Source organism: Nocardioides sp. Z24_21 (assembly GCF_058134345.1).
The window spans coordinates 283,759-308,883 of sequence record NZ_JBYTTH010000005.1 but is presented as its reverse complement, the minus strand read 5'-3'; the positions used below and the strand labels follow the sequence as shown (position 1 = coordinate 308,883).

General features: G+C 74.1%; 20 protein-coding genes. 9 read left to right on the top strand and 11 right to left on the bottom strand.

Features of this window, described 5'->3' with window-relative positions; translation table 11 throughout:
• Window positions 1–37 precede the first annotated feature (37 nt).
• A complete protein-coding gene (locus AC3X7Z_RS16930; RefSeq protein WP_489976666.1) occupies window positions 38–568 on the bottom strand; it encodes a GNAT family N-acetyltransferase in 531 nt (176 codons plus the stop codon).
• Window positions 569–652: 84 nt separating this feature from the next.
• Between AC3X7Z_RS16930 and AC3X7Z_RS16925 the strand changes: the two genes are divergently transcribed.
• The 3 genes from AC3X7Z_RS16925 (at window position 653) to rpsT (ending at window position 2,976) form a co-directional block, all read left to right on the top strand.
• Window positions 653–1,615, top strand: a complete 963-nt coding sequence (locus AC3X7Z_RS16925) for a phosphotransferase family protein (RefSeq protein ID WP_489976665.1) — start codon at window positions 653–655, stop codon at window positions 1,613–1,615.
• Complete coding sequence (locus tag AC3X7Z_RS16920) at window positions 1,612–2,556, top strand: aminoglycoside phosphotransferase family protein (protein ID WP_489976664.1); 945 nt, start codon at window positions 1,612–1,614, stop codon at window positions 2,554–2,556. The genes AC3X7Z_RS16925 and AC3X7Z_RS16920 overlap by 4 nt, the downstream gene beginning before the upstream one ends.
• Before the next feature lie 159 nt (window positions 2,557–2,715).
• Window positions 2,716–2,976 (top strand): 30S ribosomal protein S20, encoded by a 261-nt coding sequence (gene rpsT / locus AC3X7Z_RS16915; protein ID WP_186341704.1) that lies wholly within the window; start codon window positions 2,716–2,718, stop codon window positions 2,974–2,976.
• A gap of 84 nt (window positions 2,977–3,060) precedes the next feature.
• On the opposite strand, the gene holA is transcribed toward rpsT, so the two are convergent.
• The 4 genes from holA to AC3X7Z_RS16895 form a co-directional block, all read right to left on the bottom strand.
• The gene (gene holA / locus AC3X7Z_RS16910; RefSeq protein WP_489976663.1) at window positions 3,061–4,047 is read right to left on the bottom strand and encodes a DNA polymerase III subunit delta; all 987 of its coding nucleotides are present in this window, start codon (window positions 4,045–4,047) and stop codon (window positions 3,061–3,063) included.
• A 13-nt stretch (window positions 4,048–4,060) separates the two neighbouring features.
• Window positions 4,061–6,328, bottom strand: coding sequence for a ComEC/Rec2 family competence protein (locus AC3X7Z_RS16905; protein WP_489976662.1), 2,268 nt, complete (start codon window positions 6,326–6,328; stop codon window positions 4,061–4,063).
• A gap of 12 nt (window positions 6,329–6,340) precedes the next feature.
• Entirely contained in the window at window positions 6,341–7,252 is a 912-nt protein-coding gene (locus AC3X7Z_RS16900) for a ComEA family DNA-binding protein (protein WP_489976661.1), read from the bottom strand.
• A gap of 104 nt (window positions 7,253–7,356) precedes the next feature.
• Window positions 7,357–8,220 carry a DegV family protein gene (locus AC3X7Z_RS16895; RefSeq protein WP_489976660.1) on the bottom strand — a complete coding sequence of 288 codons (864 nt, stop codon included), beginning with the start codon at window positions 8,218–8,220 and terminating at the stop codon, window positions 7,357–7,359.
• A 119-nt stretch (window positions 8,221–8,339) separates the two neighbouring features.
• On the opposite strand from AC3X7Z_RS16895, the gene AC3X7Z_RS16890 reads away from it, so the two are divergent.
• Together AC3X7Z_RS16890 and AC3X7Z_RS16885 are read left to right on the top strand one after the other, a co-directional pair.
• Window positions 8,340–9,416: a PIG-L deacetylase family protein gene (locus AC3X7Z_RS16890; protein ID WP_489976659.1), complete on the top strand. Its 1,077-nt coding sequence runs from the start codon at window positions 8,340–8,342 to the stop codon at window positions 9,414–9,416.
• Entirely contained in the window at window positions 9,416–11,068 is a 1,653-nt protein-coding gene (locus tag AC3X7Z_RS16885) for a sensor histidine kinase (RefSeq protein ID WP_489976658.1), read from the top strand. Before AC3X7Z_RS16890 ends, AC3X7Z_RS16885 begins: the two co-directional genes overlap by 1 nt.
• Here the strand turns inward: AC3X7Z_RS16885 and AC3X7Z_RS16880 are convergent.
• The 4 genes from AC3X7Z_RS16880 to leuS are packed head-to-tail and all read right to left on the bottom strand — an operon-like array spanning window position 11,065 to window position 16,969.
• A complete protein-coding gene (locus AC3X7Z_RS16880) occupies window positions 11,065–12,234 on the bottom strand; it encodes a hypothetical protein (RefSeq protein ID WP_186341698.1) in 1,170 nt (389 codons plus the stop codon). The genes AC3X7Z_RS16885 and AC3X7Z_RS16880 overlap by 4 nt on opposite strands.
• Before the next feature lie 2 nt (window positions 12,235–12,236).
• The gene (locus AC3X7Z_RS16875) at window positions 12,237–13,514 is read right to left on the bottom strand and encodes a glycosyltransferase family 2 protein (RefSeq protein WP_206054545.1); all 1,278 of its coding nucleotides are present in this window, start codon (window positions 13,512–13,514) and stop codon (window positions 12,237–12,239) included.
• A 3-nt stretch (window positions 13,515–13,517) separates the two neighbouring features.
• On the bottom strand, window positions 13,518–14,426 hold the full coding sequence (locus AC3X7Z_RS16870; protein ID WP_489976657.1) for an ATP-grasp domain-containing protein: 909 nt from the start codon (window positions 14,424–14,426) through the stop codon (window positions 13,518–13,520).
• Window positions 14,427–14,470: 44 nt separating this feature from the next.
• Complete coding sequence (gene leuS, locus AC3X7Z_RS16865) at window positions 14,471–16,969, bottom strand: leucine--tRNA ligase (protein WP_186341696.1); 2,499 nt, start codon at window positions 16,967–16,969, stop codon at window positions 14,471–14,473.
• A 368-nt stretch (window positions 16,970–17,337) separates the two neighbouring features.
• On the opposite strand from leuS, the gene AC3X7Z_RS16860 reads away from it, so the two are divergent.
• Window positions 17,338–20,286: a M36 family metallopeptidase gene (locus AC3X7Z_RS16860; protein WP_186341695.1), complete on the top strand. Its 2,949-nt coding sequence runs from the start codon at window positions 17,338–17,340 to the stop codon at window positions 20,284–20,286.
• 108 nt (window positions 20,287–20,394) lie between these two features.
• On the opposite strand, the gene AC3X7Z_RS16855 is transcribed toward AC3X7Z_RS16860, so the two are convergent.
• Window positions 20,395–20,865, bottom strand: a complete 471-nt coding sequence (locus tag AC3X7Z_RS16855) for a DUF4870 domain-containing protein (RefSeq protein ID WP_489976656.1) — start codon at window positions 20,863–20,865, stop codon at window positions 20,395–20,397.
• Window positions 20,866–21,130: 265 nt separating this feature from the next.
• On the opposite strand from AC3X7Z_RS16855, the gene AC3X7Z_RS16850 reads away from it, so the two are divergent.
• Genes AC3X7Z_RS16850 through AC3X7Z_RS16840 form a run of 3 tightly spaced genes read left to right on the top strand, consistent with a single transcriptional unit; the run spans window position 21,131 to window position 23,688 of the window.
• The gene (locus AC3X7Z_RS16850) at window positions 21,131–21,673 is read left to right on the top strand and encodes an ArsR/SmtB family transcription factor (RefSeq protein WP_206054544.1); all 543 of its coding nucleotides are present in this window, start codon (window positions 21,131–21,133) and stop codon (window positions 21,671–21,673) included.
• Window positions 21,670–22,917: an MFS transporter gene (locus tag AC3X7Z_RS16845; protein WP_489976655.1), complete on the top strand. Its 1,248-nt coding sequence runs from the start codon at window positions 21,670–21,672 to the stop codon at window positions 22,915–22,917. Before AC3X7Z_RS16850 ends, AC3X7Z_RS16845 begins: the two co-directional genes overlap by 4 nt.
• 9 nt (window positions 22,918–22,926) lie before the next feature.
• Window positions 22,927–23,688, top strand: coding sequence for an SDR family NAD(P)-dependent oxidoreductase (locus AC3X7Z_RS16840; RefSeq protein WP_489976654.1), 762 nt, complete (start codon window positions 22,927–22,929; stop codon window positions 23,686–23,688).
• Between the two features lie 37 nt (window positions 23,689–23,725).
• On the opposite strand, the gene AC3X7Z_RS16835 is transcribed toward AC3X7Z_RS16840, so the two are convergent.
• Window positions 23,726–25,108 (bottom strand): DUF6226 family protein, encoded by a 1,383-nt coding sequence (locus AC3X7Z_RS16835; protein ID WP_489976653.1) that lies wholly within the window; start codon window positions 25,106–25,108, stop codon window positions 23,726–23,728.
• Window positions 25,109–25,125: the final 17 nt, after the last annotated feature.

Below are 25,125 nucleotides of genomic sequence, written 5' to 3'. Positions count from 1 at the left end.
GCGGGCGCGAGCCCGCAGCCGGCCGCTGCGCGCCGGGCTACCGCCCCGTCGCCACCCAGTAGCGCCGCTTGTCCCCCCGCACGTCCTCCAGCACGCCGCCGGCCGCCTCGATGACCCCGATCGAGCCGATGTTGTCGGTGTCGCAGGTGACCAGCGCGGGGTCGATGCCGAGCCCGCGCGCCCACGGCAGGGCGCGTCGCAGCATGGCCGTCGCGTGCCCCTCTCGCCGCCGGGTGGGGCGCACGTCGTAGCCGATGTGCCCGCCCACCTCGAGCAGGAAGTCGTTGAGCCGGTGCCGCACGGCGATCCGGCCGAGGTAGTGCTCGCCGTCTACCCACCACAGCGTCGTGCACGGCACGTGCACCCGCGGACGCGGCGTCTCCTCGAGGGCGTCGGCACGCACCGCCTCGACGAAGGCCGCGAAGACGTCGGGGTCGCTCCAGCCCGGGGCGTTGCGCGCGATCCAGGCCGCCGTCTGGCTGTCCTCGGCGCCCTCGGCGACGAACTCGTCCATCGCCTCGAGGAAGGACTCACGGACGGCGGTGGTCGGCAGCACGAGCTCGGGCATGGCGTCAGTCTGGTCCGCACGCCGCCTGCCCTGTCCAGCGGATATCCCGTCGTGGTCCGCGTCGGGGTGGGCAAGGATGGCGCCATGGCCCGCTCCCCCTCGATCGCCCCCTACCCCGCACCGCACGGCAGGACCGCGCGTCGCCTCGAGTGGGCGTTCCTCCCGCCCGGCCTGCGGGCCTGGATCGAGCGCACGTGCGGCTCACCGGTCGCGTCGGCGATCTCGCAGACCAGCGGGTTCACCCCCGGGTTGGCGTCCGTGCTGGTGTGCGAGGACGGCTCGCGCCACTTCGTGAAGGCGGCCTCGGTGAAGGCCCAGCGGATGTTCGCCGACTCCTACCGCGAGGAGGCGCGCAAGCTCGCCGCACTGCCTCCGGAGGTGCCGGCCCCGAGGCTGCTGTGGCACCTCGACGACGACTGGGTGGTGCTCGGCATCGAGTACGTCGCCGCCCGGACGCCCGAGCGGCCGTGGCGGGCCGACGAGCTCGACGCCGTGCTCGACGCGCTCGAGCAGGTCGCCGACGCGCTCACCCCGCCGCCCGCGGGGCTCGACCTCGACCCGGCCGAGTCCGACTTCGCGCCGCTGCTCGAGGGATGGGCGACGCTGCGCGAACGGCGTACGGACCTCGGCGCCGCCCGGCTGGAGGAGGCCGAGGCGCTCGCACGCCGCTACGCCGAGGTGGTCGGCGGCGACACCGTGGTCCACACCGACATCCGCTCCGACAACGTCCTCATCGACGCCGACGGCCGGGCGCTGGTCTGCGACTGGAACTGGCCGGTGCGCGGGGCGGCGTGGTTCGACTCCCTCGCCGCCCTCATCGGCCCGCGCGGGGAGGGCATCGACGTCGAGCCGGTCATCGCCGGGCGTCGCCTGCTGGCCGAGGTCGACCCCGAGACGATCGACATCGCCCTCGCGCTCTACGTCGGCTACTTCCTCACCCAGTGCGAGCTCCCGGTGCCGCCGACGTCGCCGCACATCCGCGACCACCAGCGCTGGCAGGGCGAGGTGTGCTGGGACTGGCTCGGCGAGCGCCGGGGCTGGTGGTGACCGCCCCGCGCGCCGTCGGCGTCCGCCTGGCCTACGACGCCGTCCCCGCCGCGGTCCGTGCCTGGGTCGAGGACACCCTCGGCTCCCCCGTCGTGTCGACCGCCGAGCAGGTCGGCGGCATGTCGCCGGGCTGCGCGACCCGGCTGACCTGCGCCGACGGCACCCGCGCGTTCGTCAAGGCCGTCGGCGCGGAGCTCAACCCCGACACCCCCGGCCTGTTCCGCCGCGAGGCCGGGGTGCTCGCCCACCTCGGCGCGCACGAGCTCTGGGCACGACTGTTGGCGTCGTACGACGACGGCGCGTGGGTGGCGCTGCTGGTCGAGGACGTCGAGGGGCGCCACCCCGACTTCGGCGATCCTGCCGAGCTCGATGCGGTCCTCACGGGCGTCGACCGGCTGGGCGCGGTGCTGCGGCAGCGTGACGTGCCGGCCTCGGTCGACCTCGTCGACGTCGGCCGGGCGCTCGGAAAGTGGGCCGACACCCTCGCCTCGCTCGCCGACGCCCCGGCCGCCGCCCCCGTGCCGGACTGGCTGCGCCGCGACCCGTACGGCTGGGCCGACGTGCTCCGCCACCACGCCGCCGCTCCGATGCCGCACGTCGTCCACTGGGACATCCGCGTCGACAACCTGCTGCGCCGCCCCAGTGGCGAGGTCGTCTTCGTCGACTGGGGCACGGCGGCCCGCGGCCCCGCCTGGGCCGACCCCCTCCTGGCCCGGCTCGAGCGCGTCGACGAGGCGTGGTTCGACACCTCCGTCCTCGCCTCGCCCGCCCTGTGTGCGGTCGGCGACGACCTCGTCACGGCGGTCCTCGCCGGGTTCGGCGCGCACCTCGCCGCCCGGTCGGTCGTCGCGGTGGACGTCAACCTGCCGACGCTCAACGATTTCCGCATCCGGGAGTCGGAGCGCATGCTGGGGGCCGTCGCGCGCCGCACGGGCCGGTGAGCACCGGCCAGGGGCGCGGCAGGCGATTTGGGCGCCCACGGAGGGTGACGGTAGAGTTCACCACTGCGTGTCCGGCGCCCGACCCTGTCCGGGGTTGCCAGGCAGCCGACAGCACCAGACTTCTCATCCTGACCAGTTCGAGCATTCGAGGATCCGCACGTGGCGAACATCAAGTCCCAGATCAAGCGCAACAAGCAGAACGAGAAGGCGCGCCAGCGCAACCAGGCCGTCAAGTCTCGCCTGAAGACTGCCGTGCGCAAGTTCCGCGAGCTGTCCGAGGCCGGCGACAAGGACGCCGCCGTCGCGGCGGGCCGTGACGCCATGAAGGCCCTCGACAAGGCCGCCTCGAAGGGCGTCATCCACGCCAACCAGGCCGCCAACCGCAAGTCCTCGATCGCCAAGAAGGCCGCGTCGCTCTGACGTCCCGCTTTCACCGTCGACACCCGCCCTCGTGGCGGGTGTCGTGCATTTCGGGGGCGTACGCGGTGGTCACGCGGGCGCGGGTCAGCGCCCGTCGCGCAGGCCCGCCACGGTGAGCACCAGCCGCTCGAGCGTGTAGGACGCGTCGTGGGCGCGGCCCTTGATGTCGGCGTCGGCCAGGGCGACCGCGCGCACCGCGGCCGCGATGCCCTCGGCGCTCCACGACCGTGACTGGTCGCGCACCGTGCGCACCTTCCACGGCGGCACGCCGAGGTCACGGGCCAGGTCGCCGTCGCGGGCTCCGCGAGGAGCGCCGAGGTAGCGCGCCAGGCTGCGCGCGGACGCCGCCATCGCGGAGGTGACCAGCACCGGCGACGTGCCGGAGTCGAGCGCCCAGCGCAGCTCCTCCAGGGCGGCCGCCCGCCGGCCGGCGAACGCGGCGTCGGCGACGGTGAACGACTTGGCCTCGGCCCGGCCGCCGAAGTAGCGCTGGACCTTGTCGACGGTGAGCTGCTCGCCGTGGAAGTCGTTGGTGAGCTGGTCGGCAGCGGCCGCCAGCGAGCGCAGGTCGGTGCCGACGGCCTGCACGAGGAACGCCGCGGCGTCGGGGTCGATGCGGGCGCCGTGGGAGGCGACCTCGGAGGTCACGAAGCCCGGCATGTCGCTGGCCCTGATCTCCTCGGACTTCACCTCGGTGACGGGCGACAGCTTGCGCAGCTTGGTGAGCACGCCGCTGCCCTTCGGCCCGCCGGAGTGCACGAGCACGAGCGCCACGTCGTCGGCAGGGGCGGCGCAGTAGGCCAGGAGGCCGTCGACCGACTCGTCGGGCAGGTCCTCCAGGCCGCGCACGACGACGCACCGGATCGAGGAGAACAGCGACGGCGCCGCCATCTCGCCCAGCGACGCGAGCGTGAGGTCGGCGGCCGCCGACTCCGCCATCTCCGCCTCGGGGTCGTGGGCGCGGACGGCGTCACGGACCGTGGTGACCGTGCGCGCCGAGAGGTATTCCTCCTTGCCCGTCACCAGGACGACGTGGCCGAGGACCTGCGCGGCGGAGGGGGTGCGAGCCATGGTGGGCCCCACCCTATCCGCGCCCGACGACACCGGGCGTCCCGTCCTCGACCACCACGACCACGTCGCCGGCCACGTCGGTGCGGCGTACGTCGGCGCCGGCCGCCCCGAGCGCCTCCAGCAGGTCGGGGGCGGGGTGCCCGTAGTCGTTGCCCTCCCCCACCGACACCAATGCCAGGCGGGCGCCCAGGGACGTCAGCCAGTCCAGGTCCTGGTGCCGGCTGCCGTGGTGCGGCACCTTGAGCACGTCGACCTGCACCCCCGCGAGGTCGCGCGCGAGCGCCGCCTGGGCCGACGGCTCGAGGTCGCCGGTGAGCAGGATCCGGACGCCGGCCACCTCGGCGAGCAGCACGACGCTGGCGTTGTTGGCCGCGCTCTCGCCCGCGTCGCCCGCGAGGGCGCCGGGGCGTGGCCACACGGTCTGCAGCGTGACCTGCCCGATCCGACGGGTGACGCCGTACGCCGTCGCCACGGCCGAGCGGCCGGTGACCTCCTCGACCGACCTCGCCCCGACCTCCGGGTCGCGCAGGGCCGTGCCCTCGACGACGTCGATGCGCCGCCCGTCGGCCACCCCGGCGACTCCGCCCACGTGGTCGGCGTGGAAGTGGGTCAGCACGAGCAGCGGCACCGACGCGACGTCGAGGCGGTCGAGGCAGGCGTCCGTCGCCGCCGGCTCGGGGCCGGCGTCGACGACGACCGCGCTGTGCTCGCCGGCCCGCAGCACGAGGGCGTCGCCCTGGCCGACGTCGCACATCGCGAGCACCCAGCCCTCCGGCGGCCAGCCGGGCGACGGTGGCCGGACGAGCATCACCACCACGAGCAGGCCGGTGCAGGCGAGGGTCGTGCCGGCGCGGCCGAGCACCCGCGGGGCGAGCGGCACCGCCAGCACGCACAGGAGCGTGAGCAGGGCGAGCGGCACCGGGCCGGTGCCCCAGTCGACGGCGGCGGTCGGCACGCCCGCGCCCCACCGGGCGACCGAGATGATCCACTCCGCCGACCACGCCGCCGGGGCGGCGACCACCGCGCCGAGCGGACCCCACACCAGCACGAGGAGTCCCCCGGCCAGTCCCAGCACCGTCGCCGGGGCGACCGCCGGCGCCGCGAGCAGGTTGGCGCCCACGGCGACCAGGCTGACCTGACCCGAGAGGGCCGCCACCACCGGCGTGCAGGCGACCTGCGCGGCCAGGGGCACCGACACCCCCTCCGCCACCCACCGGGGCGTCCAACGCATCAGCGCGTCGCGCCACACCGGCGCCAGCAGCAGGATGCCGGCCGTGGCCAGGGCGGACAGCGCGAACCCGGGCGTGACCGCCAGCCGGGGCCACACCAGCAGCAGCGCCAGCACCGCCACGCCCAGCCCCCGCACGCCCCGCGAGAGGCCGTTGCGCCCCATCCCGACCAGCGCGACCGTGCCCATCGCGGCGGCGCGCACGACGCTGGGCTCGGCGCGCGCGGTCAGCACGAAGCCGACGATGCCGAGCACGCCGAGGGCGTAGAGCCAGGGTCCGCGCACCCCGGCCCACCGCCCGAGCACCAGCAGCGAGCCGACGACGAGGGTCAGGTTGGTGCCGCTCACCGCGAGCAGGTGGGTGAGCCCGGTCGTGCGGAAGTCGTCGGCCAGGTCCGAGTCGAGGCCGCCGTCGTCCCCGACCACCAGCGCCGGCACCAGCTCACGCGCGTCGACGCCGCGCCCGGAGACCGCGTCGCGCACCGACCGTCGTACGGCCGCCGCGGCGTCCCACCACGGGCCGGGCCGGTCGAGCACCCTCGGCTCACCCGTCGGCCGGACCAGCGCCGCCACGTCGTCGTCCGCGGCGACCAGCCGCGCCGTCGTCTCGAGCGTGGTGCCGAGCGGCAGCCGGGGCCAGTCGGCGGCGGCCATCACCACGACCGGCGCGTCCAGGGTCCACGCCGTCCCGCGACCCGCCACCTGGGTGGCATCGGCCCGCACCACCTGCAGGTCGCCGTAGGCCCCGCTCACCACGCGCACGTCGGAGGTCAGCTCCAGGCGCACCGACACCACCGCTCCCTCGGCGGCGAGCGCCGTCAGCGGCGAGGTGGCGACCAGGGCGTGGTGGAGCGCGGCGACGCCCGCCACCGAGACCAGCGCCGCCAGCGGCCCGAGCCACGCCGGAGACCACCACCGGCGCCACACGCCGGCGACGAGCACGCCGGTGACCAGCGCGACCGAGCCCAGGGCCGGTCGGGCCGGCAGGACCAGCACGAGCAGCGCCCCGGCCCAGGCCCCCGCGCCGAGCGCCACCGCGCGCAGGTCGGGCACCGGGCGCCCCGCTCAGAGGGTGACGAGCGGGGCGAGGTCGGCGAGCGTGGCCTCACCGATGCCGTCGACCTCGAGCAGCTCCTCGACCGAGGTGAAGGCGCCGTTGGCGTCGCGCCAGGCCAGGATCGCGCCGGCGGTCACCGGCCCCACGCCGGGCAGGGTGTCGAGCGCCGCCTCGTCGGCGGTGTTGAGGTTGACCAGCGCCGTCCCGGCCGGGACCTGCGAGTCGATCGTGCCGGCGACCCCGGCCGCCGGGGCGACCCCGACCAGGATCTGCTCGCCGTCGACCACCGGTCGGGCGAGGTTGAGGGCGGTGAGGTCGACACCCCGCCGCGCCCCACCGGCCGCCTCGAGGGCGTCGACCACCCGCGAGCCCGGGGGCAGGACGGCGATGCCCGGGCGCCGCACCTTGCCGGCGACGTCGACCACCAGGTCGGCGCCGTCCTCCCCCTCGGCGCCAGCCCCGGCCGTGCCGGGCGGCCCGACCGGCACCAGCGGGGTCGCCGCCACGGCAGGGGTCTCGGAGGTGCCGGTCGCGGCCGTCTCGAGCGGCACCACCCGCGCCTGGTCGCGGACCACCCACCAGGCCGCGAGGCCCACGGCGAGGGCCGCGACCACGGCCACCACCGCGAGGTGCACCGGTCCGAGCCGGAACGCCCCGACCCGCAGCCGGCGAGAGGCGTGGCGGCCCGGGAGCGGCGCGACGAGCGGCCCGACGAGCGGTGCGGGCGCCCCCGCCCCGCCGGTGGGGCCGGCGCCCGCGGACGTCCGGTCGACGGTCGGGTCCGGGCGCTCGCGCACGCGGGTGTGGCCCTCGACGGGGCCGGGTGGCTCGTGGCGCACAGCGGCGAGCTCGGCGCTGAGCGTCGCCAGTCGCCGCGACACCGCCTCGGCGTGCTCGGAGGAGGACTGGGAACGGCGCATGCCTCCACGCTAGGAACGCCGGAGCACGGCCGACAGGTGGCGTCGGCAATCTGTGGAGAGCCGACGGACGACGCGCGCCGAGACCGGCCGGAGCCGGGGCGGCGTCAGCCGGCGGGTCGCGGGGAGACGCAGACCGCCACCATGCCGGGGCCGACGTGCGCCCCCAGCACGGCACCGAGCTCGCCGCACATCACCTCGCGACCCTCGAGGCCGTCGGAGAGCCGCTCCCCCAGCGCCTCGGCGAGCTCCTCGGCGCGAGCGGCGTTGGCCAGGTGCGACACGCAGACGTCGACGGGGCGATCGCCGGCCGACTCGACGGCCAGCTCGGCGAGTCGGGCCAGGGCGCGCGAGGCCGTGCGGACGCGCTCGCGGGGGGCGACGCGGCCCTCGGCGATCTCCAGCAGCGGCTTGACCGACAGCGCACTGCCGACGATCGCGGCCGCGGCGCCGATGCGCCCACCCCGCCGCAGGTGCTCGAGCGTGTCGACGTAGAACAGCGAGGTGGCCGCCTGGCCGCGAGCGAGCGCCGCCTGAGCCGCCTGCTCCCCGGTGCCACCGGCGTCGAGGACGTCTGCGGCGGTCAGGGCGGCGTAGCCCGTGGCGATGCCGACCTGGCCGGAGTCGACGACGTGCACCGGCAGGTCGACCTCGAGCCCCGCCAGCTGCGCGGACTCGAAGGTGCCGCTCATCTCGCGGGAGAGGTGGACCGAGACGACCTCCTCGGCCCCCTCGGCCGCCAGCGAGCGATAGAGCTCGGCGAAGAGCGCCGGCGCCGGGCGCGAGGTGCTCACCGGGACGAAGTCGCGCAGCGCCTGGGCCACCACGTCGGGCGTCGCGCCGTCGGGGCCCTCGTCGAGCACCTGCGCCCCGATCACGACCTGGAGCGGGACGACTCGGATGTCGCGACTCTTCGCCAGCTCGGCGGGAAGGCTCGCGGTCGAGTCGGTCACCACCACCACACGGGACATGGCGTGACCCTAGCCTCCGGGCGGCCGCGGCCGGCCCGCCTCCTCCCCGGTCCGCGTCGCTGGGCGGGCGCGCCCGGACGCCGTACCGTGGGAGCACGCGCCGTTCTCCAGGGGGGCCGATGGCCGAGTCAGCGATCCGAGTGCTCGTGCTCGAGGACGACCGTGACGCCGCCCACTTCATGCGGGCCAGCCTGAGCAGGCTCGGCGGCATGGAGGTCGACCTCGCGGGCACGGCCGACGAGGCCGTCGCGGCGATGCGACGCCAGCGCTACGACGTGCTCGTGACCGACATCCGGCTCCCGGGCCGCTCCGGGCTCCAGGCGCTGCCGGAGTTCCGCGCGATCGACGCGACCGTGGCGGTCCTCGTGCTCACTGCCTACCCGACGTTCGACCACGCCGTGGGGGCGCTGCGCGAGGACGTCGACGACTTCCTCGTCAAGCCGGTCGGCGCCGAGGAGCTGGTCAGCCGCGTCGAGGAGCTCGCCGACCTGGCCCGCCGTCGTCGCGCGCCGTCCCGGCTGCGGGTGCTCGCCGTCGGTGCGCACCCCGACGACGTCGAGCTGGGGGTCGGGGCGACGCTGGCGGCCCACGCGGCGGCCGGCGACGAGATCACCACCCTCGTGCTGTCCGGGGGCGCGGTCGGCGGCAGCACGGACATGCGCCACGGGGAGGCCGTGAGCGCGGCCGCGCTGGTGGGCGCCCGCCTCATCCACCTCGACTTCGCCGACACCCACATGTCGCCGGCCGACGGCCTGATCACCGCGGTCGAGCGGGCCGTCGCCGAGGTCGCCCCCGACCGCATCTACACCCACGGCATCCACGACCGCCACCAGGACCACCGCGCCGTGCACGAGGCCGTCGAGATCGGCGCGCGCTCGGTCGGCGACCTGTGGTGCTTCCAGAGCCCGTCGTCGACCGTCGACTTCCGGCCCAACCGGTTCGTCATCGTCGACGGCTTCGTCGACACCAAGCTCGAGATGCTCGCCGCCTTCGCGTCCCAGGCGCACCGCGACTACATGCAGCCCGACGCTGTGCGGGCGAGCGCGCGCTACTGGGCGCGTTTCACCACGGCCCGGGAGGTCGAGCCCCTCGAGACCGTCCGGGTGACCCAGACGGTGCGCGTCGCGACCAGCGTGCAGGCGCCGCAGGCCGTCGACGACCCGGCGGCCGACGCCGCGCACGGCGGCTGCGGCTGATGGTGCGCACCTCGGTGGGCGCCCGGGCGCGGGAGCTGTCCAACCGGATGATGATCGCCTGGCCGACCCCGGACGCCTCGGGCTGGCGCCACCTGCCGTTCTCGGTGCTGGTGCTGGTGGTCGCCTACATCCTCTACGAGATCCCGCTGCACCACCGACCGCTGCTGCTCGCCGCCGGCGTGGCCGTCGCGCTGGCGGTCCAGGCAGCCGCGAGCCTGGGCAGACCGGCCCGGTGGCCCCCCGGCTGGCGCCTGGCGCTCCCCCTCGGCCAGATGCTGGCGGTCGGCCTGCTCGACCTCGGCAGCGGCGATCCCATGGGATCGGTCATCATGCTGCTCTTCGTGCCAGGAGTGAGCCTGGCGCTCGCGCCCGGGGGCCGCCCGCTGCTGGCTGGGCTGCTCGGCGTGGTGGTGGTGTCCCTCGTCCCGGTGATCTTCACGACCGGCCGTCTCTACCCGGGACTGCACAGCACGATCAACGCCGTGCTCATCGGCGCGGTCATGCTCCATGTCCACGCGATCATGGAGACCACGCGGCGCCAGGAGCGCCAGCTCCTCGCCGCCTACGACCTGTTGCGCAGCATCATGCTCGCCGCCACCGAGCAGGCGATCATGGCCACCGACGAGACGGGCCGGCTGCTCACGGCGAGCAGCGGCGCCGAGCGCCTCTTCGAGGTCCCGCGGGAGCAGCTGAGGGGCACCGACCTGACCGAGCTGGTCGACGGCCCCTCGCTGGGCGAGCTGGTCGGGGCGGCCGCCGACGGTGGCTCGCACGTGTCCCTGTGGCGCCGCTCCGTCGGCAGCTCGCCGCGCATGGTCGAGTACGTCGTGACGTCCCGCCCGTCCATCGGGCCCGCGGACGAGCCCGACCCGATGCGCGGCTACCTCGTCGTCGCCACCGACGTCACCGACCGCGAGGAGGAGCTGCGGCGCCAGGAGCAGCTCATCGGCCTGGTCAGCCACGAGCTGCGCACCCCGTTGGTGTCGATCCTCGGCTACGTCGACCTGCTCCGGCTGGATCCCGGTGGGCTCACCGACGAGCAGCGCGAGTACGTCGACGTGCTGACGCGCAACGCCCGCCGCCTGCGGTCCCTCGTCGACGAGCTGCTGATGAGCGCCCGCGTCGTCGCCGGCGACCCGATGTCGCCCGAGGAGGTCGACGCCGTGCAGGTCGCGCGCGCCGCGATCGCGAGCGTGCGGCCCATGGCCGAGGCCGCGGACGTGAGGGTGGCCCTCTCCGGCGACGAGGTCGTGCCGCTCGTCTCCGACCCACAGCGGCTCGGGCAGGTCGTCGACAACCTGCTCACCAACGCGATCAAGTACAGCGACGCCGGGGGCGAGGTCCGCGTCGAGGTCGTGGCCGAGCCCTCGCCCGAGGGGCAGCGGGGGGTGCGGATCCGGGTCGCCGACGACGGCACCGGCATCACCGCCGACGAGCTGCGCCGGATCACCCAGCCGTTCTACCGCACGCGCGACACCCGGCGACGCCACATCGCCGGGGTCGGCCTCGGCCTCACGCTCGTCCAGGCACTGGTCTCCGACCACCGGGGCACGCTCGTCATCGACAGCGAGCCCGGGCGTGGCACCGAGGTGACCGTCCGGCTGCCCGACGTACCCCTCGCCGCAGACCCCGAGGCCGCCCCTCCCCGCTAGGTGCCGTCCGGGTTCCACACCGACGCGAGGGCGCTCCAGTACTCCGGCGACATCAGCGACAGGGGCGTGACGTTGACCGAGGTGATGCCGTGGGTCTCCGCCGCGCGCAGGGCGGCGACGAACGGCGCGAGGTCGATCGGCCCGACCGGCGGTCCGGGCGGGCGCTCCCACAGGCCGACCGACACGGTGAGCCGCGACGTGTCGAGCCCTTCGGCCTCCAGGCGCCCGAGTATCCGCTCGACGTCCGCCGGTCTCCGGGTGCGGTAGAGGTAGGCCCACAGGACCAGGCGCTCGACCTCGCCGAGCAGGACGTCGTACTCGTGCCCGCTGGCCAGGTCGCCCCGGGCCGGGTACTTCCAGTTGATCCGTACGTCCATGGCGAGGTCGACGCGCGCCCCGTCGCCGCCCCGGGTCGCGTCCATCCGCTCCCGCATCCGCGCGAGCAGGTCGGCGATCACCGCCGCCCGCCAGGCCTTGATGCTGGACGCGTCCTCCTTGATCGACCCGTCGCTGGCGCGGGGCCAGTCGGGCAGTCCGGTCATCCGCCGGAAGAGCCGCAGGTCGTCGTCACCGAACGTGAAGTCGCTGAGGAACAGCTCGGTGATCGAGATCTGGCTTGGGTGATAGCGCTCGCACAGCGTGCCGACGAGGTCCACCAGGCGCCTGCCGACCTCGCCGTCGACGAGCTCGCTCGCCGAGGCCTGGTAGACCGCCCGCCGACCGTCGGCGGCGACCCCGGCAGCCTCCGGGTGGTCGGCCAGCCAGTTCGGCGCCATCGTGTCGACGATGAGACCGACCTGGCGGTTCGAGCCGTCCGCCGCCCGGTGCAGCGCCCGGGCCGCGCGGGTGAGGTGGTCGGTGCCCGGCTCCGCGGCCGCGTCGGGGTGCGCCTCCCAGTCGAAGGCGGTGAACTCGATCCGGCCCGCGTTCAGCTCGACCGCGTTGGCCCCGGCCTCGTCGAGGCGGGCGTTCACCGCCGCCCAGTCGGTGTCCCGGTCGACGACGCTCGCGAAGTCGATGCTCACCGACCTGGTCCGGTCGGGGAGCTGCGCGGGGCGCATCGTCGGCGGCGTCTCAGCCGTGGGCGGCGTGCCCGACTCGCCCGACTGCCACGGCCGCGAGATCGCCAGCGCAGCCACCAGCGAGGTGACCACGATGCCGGCCACGATCAGGAGCCAGGGCCATCGTCGTCGCTCAGGCCACGCACCGACACCGTCCCGGTCCGCTCCAGCTTGTTCCATCGGTTCTCCGCATTCCCGAGCTCGAGCCGGACGGCATCGAGCACGACGAAGGTCATCAGGGTCGAGTAGAGCGGCCACAACGGGACGGTCCACAGGTGGCGCAGGTCATCGGCGGCCCGGTCGAGCGCGAGGGCGAGCGCCAACAGCGCCAGCGACGCCGGCACCCCCAGCAGGAGCACCCACGACCACCAGGTGCCGGGCAGCCAGCCGGAGCCGTCCACGGCGACCAGCCACCCCACGTTCACCGCGGCTGCGAGCTGGAGGAAGGGGGCGATCACCTGGGTGACGGTGTTGAAGAGCAGGTAGACGCCGAACGCGCCGTAGCGCGGGTTGCCGATCATCGACCAGTGCATCTCGGTGGCCTGCAGCAGCCCACGCGCCCAGCGGACCCGCTGCCGCCACAGGCCACGCAGGGTGGAGGGAGACTCGGCGTACACGAGCGCGTCGGGGGCGAACGCCACCTGGAAGCCCGCCTCGTGCACCCGCCAGGTCAGCTCCAGGTCCTCGCCGAGCGTGTCCGTGCGCAGCGGACCCACCCGCTCGAGCACGTCACGGCGGAAGGCGCCGATGTTGCCGGAGACGACGGGCAGGCAGCCCAGCACGTCGAGGGCGCGACGCATCAGGCCGGTGCCGACGTGGCTGATGACGGAGAGGAGGCGGGTGAGCGTCCGGTCGAGGTTGACGGGCTTGTCGTTGCCGCAGACCGCACCGATCCGCGGGCTGCGGAAGCCCCGCAGCAAGCGGGCCAGCGTGTCGGGGCGGAACACCCCGTCGGCGTCGACGAGCACGAGGACCTCGCCTCGGGCGGCGGCGATGCCGGTGTTGAGGGCGGCGCCCTTGCCGGCGTTGTCCTGCCGCAGCGCCCGCACCATCCCGGGGTGTGCGGCGGCCAGCTGCCGCATCCGCGCGAAGGTGTCGTCGGACGACCCGTCGTCGACGCACACGATCTCGAGGCGTGGGTAGTCGCTGCGCGCGATCGAGCGCACGCACTGGTCGATGACGCGTGCCTCGTCGAAGGCCGGCACCACCACGCTCAGGGAGGGGGCCTCAGCGAACATCGGGCCGTAGCCGGCCCGTCCGGACCGGCTGCGCCGGGCCCGGACCTCGAAGACCAGCGCGAACGGCACCATCGCGAGGCGCACGACTCCGGCGACCGCGAGCGGGACGAGCAGCACGAGGACCAACGCCGCCATGAACGCGACCACGGGTCACCCTGTCCACTCGGCAAGCACGTCGGCGAGGAGCTCCGGGGCCTGCGCGGACAGCGCACCGAACCTGCTGTTGACCTCGAGCACCACGGGGGTGCCGTCGCTCGACCTGCGTACGTCCAGGTCGACCGGTCCGACCAGGTCGAGTGCCTCCACGGCACGCACGGCGAGCGCCTCGACGTCGGGCTCGGCACCGTCGCCGAGTCTCTCGACCGCCGCGGCGTTGCCCACCCGGCCCTGCTTGAGCTCGGTCTTGCGCAGCACCACGACCCGGCACCTGCCGCTGTGCGGTGAGCGGTAGACCTGGGGGCTGTACTCCACCCCCGGCGCGTAGCCCTGGACCAGCCAGGTGGCGTCGAGGGAGTCCCACACCGGGTCGCCACCGTCCTCGACGACGTGCACGCCGCGACCACCGCGGCTCACCCGCGGCTTCACCACCACGGGCCCGCCGCCCCAGGCCACGGCGTCGGCGGCGGAGCCGGCCTCGGCGACGGTGGCGTGCGGAGGCACCGCGACGCCGCTCGCGGCCAGCGCCCACATCGTCAGCAGCTTGTCCGCGGCGACGGCGACGGGGCCCGGCGCCGAGAGCACCAGTCCCGGGCCCATCCCCGCCGCGAGCCCGAGCACGGCGAGCCGGGGCAGCTCCTCGGCCACGGTGGGGACGACGAGGTCAGGGTCGAGGCGAGACACCAGGTCGCGCATGTCCTCGTCGTACGCCGGGTCGGGCGCGCCCCGCACCGGCAGGACCGTCTCGTAGCCGGGCACGGGGGCCGGCGCGAGGTCGACCCCCAGCAGGCGCAGCCCACCACCGCGCTCGGCGCGCGCCAGGACCTGCGCGCCGAGGGCCCGCCCCGCGGGTCCGGCCGCACCGGTGACGAGGATGGTCGTGCGCTCCGAGGCGGCACCCATCCGCCGAGTCTAGGCGCGGCGCCGCTCCGGGCGGCGCCGCGCGCTCAGACGACGATGTTGACGAGCTTGGGCGCGCGCACGATCACCTTGCGCACCGTCGCCCCCTCGAGCGCCCGCTGCACGGCGGGATCGGCCAGCGCCGCGGCCTCGAGGTCGGCGTCGGAGACGTCGGGCGAGACCTCCAGGCGCGCCCGGACCTTGCCCTTGACCTGGACGACGGCGGTGACGGTGTCCTCGACCAGCAGCGCCTCGTCGACCTCGGGCCAGCCGGTGCGCGCGACGGTGGGCTCGTGACCCAGCCTTTCCCACATCTCCTCGGCCGTGTAGGGCGCGACGAGCGACAGCAGCACGGCCACCGCCTCGGTGGCCTCCCGCACGGCCGGGTCGGCCGGACCGCAGCCGGAGTCGATAGCCTTGCGGGTGGCGTTGACCAGCTCCATCACCCGCGCCACCATCACGTTGAAGCGGTAGGTCTCGACCAGCTCGGCGGCGTCGTGCACGGTGCGCGCGGTCGTACGCCGCAGCGCGAGGTCGCCGGTCGACACGTCGGCACCGGGCGCCGAGGTGACGTCGCCCGAGAGCCGCCAGGCCCGCTGCAGGAAGCGCAGCGACCCCTCCGGCGACATGGTGGCCCAGTCGATGTCGTCCTCGGGCGGTCCGGCGAACACGAGGGTCAGCCGCACCGCGTCGACGCCGAAGGCCGACAGCTGCTCGCCCAGGTTGACGCCGTTGCCCAGGGACTTGCTCATCTTCTTGCCCTGGTTGATCACGAAGCCCTGGTTGAGCTGCGCCGACCACGGCTCGCGGAAGTCGACCAGGCCCATGTCGTTGAGGACCTTGGTGAAGAAGCGGCCGTAGAGCAGGTGCAGCACCGCGTGCTCGACGCCGCCGACGTAGAGGTTGCACGGCATCCAGGCGTTGACCTTCGCGCTGTCGAACGGCGCCTCGGTCTCGTGCGGGGAGCAGTAGCGGAACATGTACCACGACGAGTCGACGAACGTGTCCATCGTGTCGGTGTCGCGGGTGGCCGGGCCCCCGCAGGTCGGGCAGGTCGTCTCGACCCACTCCGTCGCCCCGCCCAGCGGCGAGGTGCCCTTGGGCTTCAGGTCCGCGCCCTTCAGCATCGGCAGCGTCACCGGCAGCTGGTCCTCGGGCACCGGGACCTCGCCGTCCACCGGGCAGTGGACGATCGGGATCGGCGCGCCCCAGTAGCGCTGGCGGCTCAGCAGCCAGTCGCGCAGGCGGAAGTTGACCGCCCCGGAGCCGCGGCCCTCGGCCTCGAGCCGCTCGATGATCGTGCGGATGCCCGACGCCTTGTCGCTCAGCCCGTCCAGTGGCCCGGAGTTGACGTAGGTGCCGTCGCCCGAGGTCGCCACCCCGGACTCCGCCGGGTCGTCCTGCCCGGGCACGTCGATGACCCGCCGCACCGGCAGTCCCATCGCCCGGGCGAAGTCGAGGTCGCGCTGGTCGTGCGCGGGCACGGCCATGATCGCGCCGGTGCCGTAGTCGGCCAGCACGTAGTCGCTCGCCCAGACCGGGATCTCCTCGCCCGACACCGGGTTGGTGGCGGTGATGCCCAGGTCGACGCCCGTCTTGGGGCGGTCGGTGGCCAGCCGGTCGATGTCGGAGGCCTTGCGCACCTCCACCAGGTAGTCCTGCAGCGCCTGCGCGCGGTCGGGGTGCACGATCTCCGCGGCCAGCGCCGCATCGGCGGCCACCACCATGAACGTCGCGCCGTACAGCGTGTCGGGACGCGTGGTGTAGACCTCGACGTCGCGCTCACCGCCGGCGGTGTGCAGCGTGAAGGTGACGTGGGCACCCTCGGAGCGGCCGATCCAGTTGCGCTGCGCGGTGACGACGCGGTCGGGCCACGTGTCCTCCAGCTCGTCCAGGCCGTCGAGCAGCTCCTGGGCGTAGTCGGTGATCTTGAAGTACCACTGGGTCAGCTCCTTCTTGGTCACCTCCGCACCGCACCGCTCGCAGGTGCCGCCGACGACCTGCTCGTTGGCCAGCACGGTCTGGTCGACCGGGCACCAGTTGACCGGGCTGTTCTTGCGGTAGGCCAGCCCGCGCTCGTAGAACTTCAGGAACAGCCACTGCGTCCAGCGGTAGTAGTCGGGGTCGCTGGTGTTGAACGTGCGCGACCAGTCGAACGACGCGGCGTAGGTGCGGCACGACTCGATCGAGCGGGCGATGTTGGCGCGGGTGTAGGTGTCGGGGTGCTCGTCGTTGCGGATGGCGGCGTTCTCCGCCGGCAGGCCGAAGGAGTCGAAGCCCATCGGGTTGAGCACCTCGTAGCCGCGCTGCCACCAGTAGCGCGCGACCACGTCGTGCAGCGCGAACACCTCGGCGTGGCCCATGTGGAGGTCCCCGCTCGGGTAGGGGAACATCGTGAGCGCGTAGCGCTTCTCACGCGGGCTGTCGTCGTCGGCCCGGAAGGGCTCGAGCTCCTCCCAGACCCGCTGCCACTTCGTCTCGGTGGCCTCGATGTCGTACGTCGCGCGCGCCTCGCTCGCGTCGTGGGCTCCGGTGTCGGTCGTCATCGCGTGTCCTCGTGCTGGCTGTTGCTGTGGCGGGGGTCGGGCATGAAAAAACCCCTCGCATGGAGGGGTGGCCGCGCGTCGGTCTCCGTGGGTGGGAGGACTCGATCAGCGCGGCTGGGCAAGAAGGAGCTGCTCGTGCACGGCACCAGCATACTCGCCCCCCGGGCCGCCTGCCGATCAGGTGGGGCGGCGCCCCGACCCCGCTGGGGCCCGGTCGGGATACCGGGCACCGGAGCCCTGCCTCCGCGGCGCCGGCCGGCCCGACGACAATGTCTGTCCAAGTCTTCCCACCGGTCCCCCACCGGGGTACAACGAGATTCCCACGTTTCTCGGACACGGCGGCCGCGGTCGCCGGAAGGGACCCACCGATGCACCTCAGTTCTCGGGTCGGAGGAGTCGGCGCTGCCCTCGTGACGCTCTCCCTCGCAGCAGCTCTCGCACCGTTCGCCTCGCCGGCCTCCTCGGCCGGCCCACCACCAGGGGGTCCGCCCGGCGCCGGCGCCGGGTTCCAGGGAGAGGACTCCACCTCCCGCGACAAGGACGTCCGCGACGGCCGGGCCGCGCCGACCGCGAAGCAGCGGTCCGCTGCCGCGGACCTCGACGCCACGGCCCGGTGGAACAAGCTCGGCACGCCGGCCGTGCTGATGGCCACGGACGCGCCCCTCGCCACGGGGCTTCCCGCCGACCCCGAGGCGGCCGCGCTCGCGTTCCTCGCCGGGTCGCGCGACGTCCTGGGCCTCACCGCCCGGGCCGCCGAGTCCGTCGAGGTGCTCGCCAGCCGCCCGCTGGGCGAGGACGCCGACGTGGTGATCGTGCGCCAGCAGTTCGGCGACCTCGCGGCGGGCGTCGACGGCATCGCCGCCGTGGGCCTCCGCAACGGCAAGGTGCTCTACGTCAGCTCGTCGCTGGCACGCGACGCGGCCGCGCCGGCTCCGGCCACCCTGACGGCGGCCGACGCCGAGCGGCTCGCCGCCCGCGACGCCGGCATCGCCGCGCCCGTCGTGCTCGGCACGACCGAGGTCGCGGTGCCTGTGCCGGGCGCCGCGGCGCGCGCCGCCTTCCAGGTGGTGCTCCGCTCCGAGGGCGACGAGGCCGTCGGCTTCGCCAGCTACGTCGACGCCCGCTCCGGCGAGGTGCTGGTCCGCGAGGACCTCGTCGACCACGACGCCGACAACCCCGAGTGGGAGGTGTTCCCGAGCAGCCCGCCGGTGGACTACTCCTCCCGCGACGCCCGGGCGACGTGGTGCTGGACGCCGCTGACCGGCTGCGAGGAGACGGTCGGCACCAGCGCCTCGCTGCCCTGGGACGTCGACCCGGCGACCAACCTGCCGACGTTCACCACGCTGGGCAACAACGCCATCGCGGTCGAGAACCGCAACAGCAACAACTCGCGGACCGTCGGCACCGAGACGGCGACCGCGTCGCCGACCCGTGACTACGCCTACCCGTGGACCAACCAGTGGTACGAGGAGGGCTGCAACCCCGCGACGTTCGGGTCCCCCGACAACGTCGACCTCGACGCCGCCCGCGCCAACCTCTTCGCGATGCACAACCGCATGCACGACTGGTCCTACCACCTCGGGTTCGTCGAGAGCACCTGGAACATGCAGAAGGACAACCTCGGCCGGGGTGGCCTCGGCAACGACTACGAGCAGGGCAACGCCCAGGCAGGCGCGATCTCGGGCGGTCCGCCGACCTTCGCCGCGCGCAACAACGCCAACCAGTTCACCCCGCCCGACGGCCAGGCGCCGATCACCAACATGTACATGTGGCAGCCGATCGCCGGCTCCTTCTACGCCCCGTGCGTCGACGGCGACTACGACATGAGCGTCATCGGCCACGAGTACGGCCACGCGATCAGCAACCGGATGATCGCCGGCCCCAACGGCGGCGTCAGCTCGCCGCAGGGCATGAGCGAGAGCTGGAGCGACCAGCTGGCCATGGAGTACCTCCACGAGCACGGCTACGCCGCCTCCGGTCTCCAGGCCTTCACGATCGGCCAGTACACGACCGGCGACCCGGTGGCCGGCATCCGCAACTACAACATGAGCCGCAGCCCGCTCAACTACACCGACATCGGCTACGACGTCACCGGCCCGCAGGTGCACGCCGACGGCGAGATCTGGACCGCGACCAACTTCGACATCCGGCAGGCCTTCATCGATCGCTACGGTGCCGGCGACGCGGCCCTCAACAAGTCGTGCGCCAACGGCCAGACACCGGTCAGCGGGTGCCCGGGCAACCGGCGCTGGATGCAGCTGGTGTTCGACTCGTTCCTCCTGATGGCCAACAGCCAGGTCAGTCAGGTCGACTCCCGCAACGCGATGCTGGCCGCCGACCTGCTCCGCTTCAACGGGGCCAACCAGGACATCCTCTGGAACGCCTTCGCCCGTCGCGGCCTCGGCGAGGGTGCCACCAGCGCCGGCAACGCCGACGCCGACCCGGTGCCGAGCTTCCGCTCGGCCTACGCCGACGAGTCGGCGGTCACCTTCGCGCCGCGCGACGAGCAGGGTCGCCTGGTGCGCGGCGCCCAGCTCTTCGTGGGCCACTACCAGGCACGGGCCGTGCCGGTGGCCGACACCGACCCGACCACGGCGCTGCCCAACCGGGTGGAGCTGGTGCCGGGCAACTACGAGTTCGTGGCCCGCGCCCCCGGGCACGGCCACGCCCGCATCCCGCTGACGGCGTTCGCCGCCGGCCGGGCCAAGACCCTCAAGCCGCGGATGGACACCAACCTGGCGTCCGTCACCAACGGCGCGGCGGTCGAGGGCACGGGCACCGACCTGGTCAGCCTCGTCGACGACGAGGAGGGCACCCAGTGGGCGGCCCTGGGCGCTCCGGTCGCGGAGCAGCACGTGATCGTCGACCTGGCCGGCACCAAGCGCCAGGACGTGCGGCGGGTGCAGGTCAGCACCCACCTGCGACCGGCCCGGACCAACCCCGACGGCACCCCGGCCGAGCCGAGCCAGAGCCGCTACTCGGCCCTGCGGCAGTTCGAGGTCTGGTCGTGCTCCATCGCCCGCGGGGTCGACTGCGACGAGCAGGACGAGTTCACCCGGGTGTTCGTCAGCCCGGAGGACGCGTTCCCGGCCACGGCCCCCCGGCCGCGGGCGCCGGACCTGATCCTCCGCTCGTTCGACATCCGGCGCACCAAGGCGACCCACCTGTGGCTCCAGGTCGTCACCAACCAGTGCACCGGCGGGCCCGACTACGCCGGTGAGCAGGACCAGGACCCGCGTGCGGTGAGCGACTGCTCGGCAGGCAGCGACCAGGACCTCAACGTGCGGGCGACGGAGTTCCAGGCCTTCGGCCGCTGATCGACACGGCTGCACCCCCCGAGGCCCCGGCACGTGAACGTGTCGGGGCCTCGGCGCGTCGGCTCGCTCGGGTGGGCTCGGGTGGGGATCAGGTGGGCCCAGGTGGGGTCAGCGGACGAACTGCGGGGTGAAAGGCGGGTTCCACCACTCCCCGTTGTAGGCCTTGACCGCTCCGATGACGTGCAGGACGGCCGCGACGACGAACGGGACCGCGAACACCGGCAGGAACACGACGAAGCCGATGCCGAGCGTGATGACGCCCAGGACGACGTAGAGCACCCCGGCGACGAGGAGCCAGATGAACATCGAGATCTGCACGTTGATCGAGTTGGCTGCGTGCGCCCGCACGAACGGGCCCCGGTCCTTGTGGACCACGTAGACGGCGATCGACGCCAGGAACCCGAGGAAGCCTGCCGAGCACACCATCGCGACCACCGCGCCGGCGTGGCTGATCGCTCCCCAGGTGCGCTCGTCCTGCGGCGACATGGTCGTGGGCGTCGCCCGGTAGGCGGTCGTGGGCTGCTGGGGGTCCCGCTGGTAGCCCCCCTGGTCGTACGGGCTCGGGTACTGGTCGGACATCTGGCTCACTCCTCGGCGGGCCGGGCGCCCGCTCTCATCAAGGCAAGCCAAGCACGTCGAGGGCGCCGAATCACGTGGTTCGACCCGGTTCAGGGCCGGATTCAGGGCCGGATCCAGGGGTGGATTCAGGGTCGGGTCAGGGGTGTGCCGGAGGCCTCCGGCGCAGCCGAGCCATAGTCGGCCGGCCAGACCACCCAAGAAGTGTTTGACAGTCGAGACCCACCCGCGCAGACTTGCCCCCCCAAGACTTCTTGGAGGGGGAGCCTTGACCGACGACCTGACGGACCCGGAAGCGGTCTCGGCACTGCGCGCGGTGGCGCACCCGGTGCGACTCCGGATCCTCTCGCTGCTGACCGCGGAGGCGATGAGCGCGGCCGAGGTCGCCCGCGAGCTGGACCTGACCCACGCCAACGCGTCCTACCACCTCCGGGTGCTGCACGAGGCGGGCGAGCTGGTGGTCGAGAGCGAGGAACGCATCCGCGGCGGCGTCGCGAAGCGCTACCGCTACGTGGTGGTCGACGCCCCGCCCGCCACGCGCGCGAGCAACGACGACCGCATCGCCTACGTGCGTGCCACCGCCCGCGAGATCACCCGACGCCAGCTCTCGCACCGTTCCGGGGTCGGGCAGATGTCCGACATCGAGACCTGGGTCGATCCCGAGACCTGGGCCCGGGCCGTGGACCTGTTGCGCGAGGCCGGCGACCTCCTCCACGCCGAGGCCCGAGCGCCCCGCTCCCCCGGCACCATCCACGTCAGCGCGTCCCTGTTCGCCTTCCGGATGTCCGACCCGGGCCAGGAGTCGTCGTGACCTGGTCGAGCGCCCTGGCTCCGCTGCGCAACCGCAACTTCGCGTGGTACTTCGCCTCCCGCACCACCAACACCCTCGGCACGATGATGGCCAACATCGCGCTGACCTTCGCGGTGCTCGACATCGACGGCCGGGCCGTCGCCATCGGACAGGTGCTGGCCGCCCACACGATCCCGATGATCCTGCTCCTGCTGTGGGGCGGCGTGCTCTCCGACCGCTTCCCCCGGGCGGTCGTGCTCCAGGCCTCCAACATCGCCTCCGCCCTCACCCAGGGCCTGATCGCGGTGCTCGTCGTCACCGGCACCGCCGAGCTGTGGATGGTGATCGTGCTGAGCGCGGTGCACGGTGCGGTGTCGGCGATCTCGTTGCCGGCGATGGCCGGCATGGTCCCCCAGCTGGTGGCGCGCGAGCAGCTGCAGCCGGCCAACGCGCTGCTGTCGCTGACCCGCAACGGGCTCACGGTCCTCGGCCCGACCATCGGCGCCCTGTTGGTCGTCACGGCCGGTGCCGGCTGGGCGCTCGCGATCGACGCGCTCGCCTGGGCGCTGGCCGCCCTGTGCCTGACCCGGGTCCGGATCCCACCCCTGGAGCGGGCCGCGTCCGACAGCACCATCGCCGAGCTCCGCGAGGGCTGGACGTTCTTCCGCCGGACCACCTGGCTGTGGGTGGTCGTGCTCGGCTTCGGCGGGCTCAACGCCATCCACCACGGCGCGATCTTCACCCTCGGGCCGGTGGTCGCCGAGGACACGATCGGCCGGCAGGGGTGGGGCTACGTGCTGTCCGCCGAGGCGCTCGGCCTGCTGGTGATGACGGTGATCCTGCTGCGGGTGCGCCTCGAGCGGCCGCTGCTGTGGGGCATGCTCGCCTGCGCGTCCATGTCCCTGCCGATGCTCATGCTCGGCCTCGACCCCGTGCTCGTCGCCCTCGTCGTCGCCGCCTTCGTCGGCGGGATGGGCCTCGAGGTCTTCGGCATGGGGTGGAACCTGGCGATGCAGGAGAACATCGACGACCACCTGCTGTCGCGGGCCTACTCCTACGACATGCTCGGCTCCTTCATCGCGATGCCCATCGGCCAGCTCGCGTGGGGTCCGCTGGGCGAGGTGTTCGGCAACGACCGCGTGCTCGTGGCCTCCGGGGTGGCCTACGCCGTGATCTGCGCGCTCGTGCTGTGCTCGCGGTCGGTGCGCACCCTGCCGCGCGCGCCCGTCGCACCGGCGGCGACGGCGAGCGGCGCGACGCCGTAGGGTCTCGACATGACCGTCATGGACCTCTTCCGTCTCGACGACAAGGTCGTCATCGTCACCGGCGCGTCGAGCGGGCTGGGCGTGGCGTTCGCCCACTGCTTCGCCGAGGGCGGGGCCGACGTGGTGCTCGGTGCCCGCCGCGCCGACCGGCTCGAGCGGGTCGCCGACTCCGTGCGCTCGACCGGCCGCCGCGTGCAGACCGTCGTGACCGACGTCGCCGACCCCGAGCAGTGCCAGCACCTCGTCGACGAGACGATGGCGACGTTCGGCCGGGTCGACGTGCTCATCAACAACGCCGGCGTCGGCACCGCGGTGCCGGCCACGCGCGAGACGCCCGAGCAGTTCCGCTCGGTGATCGACGTCAACCTCAACGGCTGCTACTGGATGGCACAGGCGTGCGGCCGGGTGATGCAGCCCGGATCGAGCATCATCAACATCTCCTCCGTCCTCGGCATCACCACCGGCGCCCTCCCGCAGGCGGCCTACTCCGCGTCCAAGGCCGGGCTCGGCGGGCTGACCCGGGACCTCGCCCAGCAGTGGACGGGCCGCAAGGGGATCCGGGTCAACGCGCTCGCGCCGGGCTTCTTCGCCTCCGAGATGACCGACACCTACCCCGAGGGCTACCTCGACCTCGCCCTGCAGCGCGTGCCCGCCGGACGCACCGGCCGCCCGCACGAGCTCGCCGCGACCGCCATGTGGCTGGCCTCCGACGCCGCCGGCTACGTCACCGGGCAGATGATCCCGGTGGACGGCGGCCTCACGATCGCCTGAGCCCGGCCCGAGCCGGCCCCGGCCGGGGTCGGGCGCGTCAGAGCCAGGCCGCGCCGGCGACGACGCCGTCCCTGCGCCGTCCCTGCGCGGCGTCGGCGAGCCACCGCTCGCCGTCGTCGACCCCGGAGCTCCCCCAGCCGTCGAGCGAGCGGCGCACGACCCGCTCGCCGTCGCGGACCGCGTAGACGCCGCCGGACAGGGCCAGCACGAACGCGTCGTCGACCCTCTCGAGGAGGTCGGCGGACCCGGTGTCGCACGCGTCGCAGCCGCAGTCGGGCTGGCTCACCAGGACCTCCGCGGGGTCCCCGACCCCGATGGCGACGAACGCCTCGGTGGCGCCCGGCGACGGCGCGACGCCCACGACGACCGGTTGCGTGCCCGCTCGTCCGCGGACCACGGTGACCCGGCTGGGCTCGAGCACCGGCGCGCCCCACCGCACCGACCGCGGGTCGACCTGCTCGGCGACGCCGAGCCCGGCCGACACGATGGCCTCCACCCACGCGTCCGCACGCACGGCGAGCAGCCGGTACTTCCCCGGGTCGAGGCAGCGCGAGTACTCCTCCTCGTCCGCGGGGGCACCCTGCGGGTGCGGGTCCGGCCAGTCGGCGAGGTCGCCGCGCAGCCGCGCGAACACCTCGTCGACCGCCGGGAGCAGCGCGGCGGCGGCGAACCGCCGACGATCGGGGCGGGTGGTGACCACGACGCCGTCCAGGGTGAGGCGGGTGGACGCCTCGACGGGCAGCGCGAGGGACAGCTCGGCGAGCTCCCCCGGCCCGTCGTCCGTCCCCACGATCGCCCACACGACGCCCTCGCTCCGCTCCGGGCGCCCGAGCGGCAGCAGGGAAATGTGGGTGCCGCCGGGCTCGAGGAAGACCCGGCGCGGGAAGTGGCGGTCGGCGTGGAGGCCCAGGGCCAGCAGCAGGTCGGCGAGCCGGTCCGGGTCGGGCGGGGTCAGCTGAAGGTGCTCCACGACCGGCCCGTCGCCCGGCCCCGGGCCCATCGGCGACGTCCACTCGATGAGGAACGGCAGGAAGCCCTCGTCCGACCCTCCGTCGACCTCGCACACGCGCCACTCGATGAGCTCCCCGTCGGGGGTGCGGCGCGAGCCGGGCATCGGCGGATCGGGCGCGAAGCCCGCGGCGAGCAGTGCCCTTCGCGCGTCGTCGAGGTCGTCGACCGCGATCGCCCACGCGATCGGTCCACGGCTCGCACGGAGCCGGTCGAGCCACGGGCCGGTCGCGTGCCTCCCCGGTGCCACCAGCTCGACGTAGGCCGGTCGTGGGCCGCGGACGAGCAGGTTCTCCGTGCCGCCCGGGTGGGCTCCCCCGCGCTCGGCGCGGATGCCGGCCGCGCGCCACCGCTGCGCCGCCTCGTCGAGGTCGGCGACGGCGATGACGAGGTGGTCGAAGCGTGCCTCCATGCCCGACAGGCTAGGAG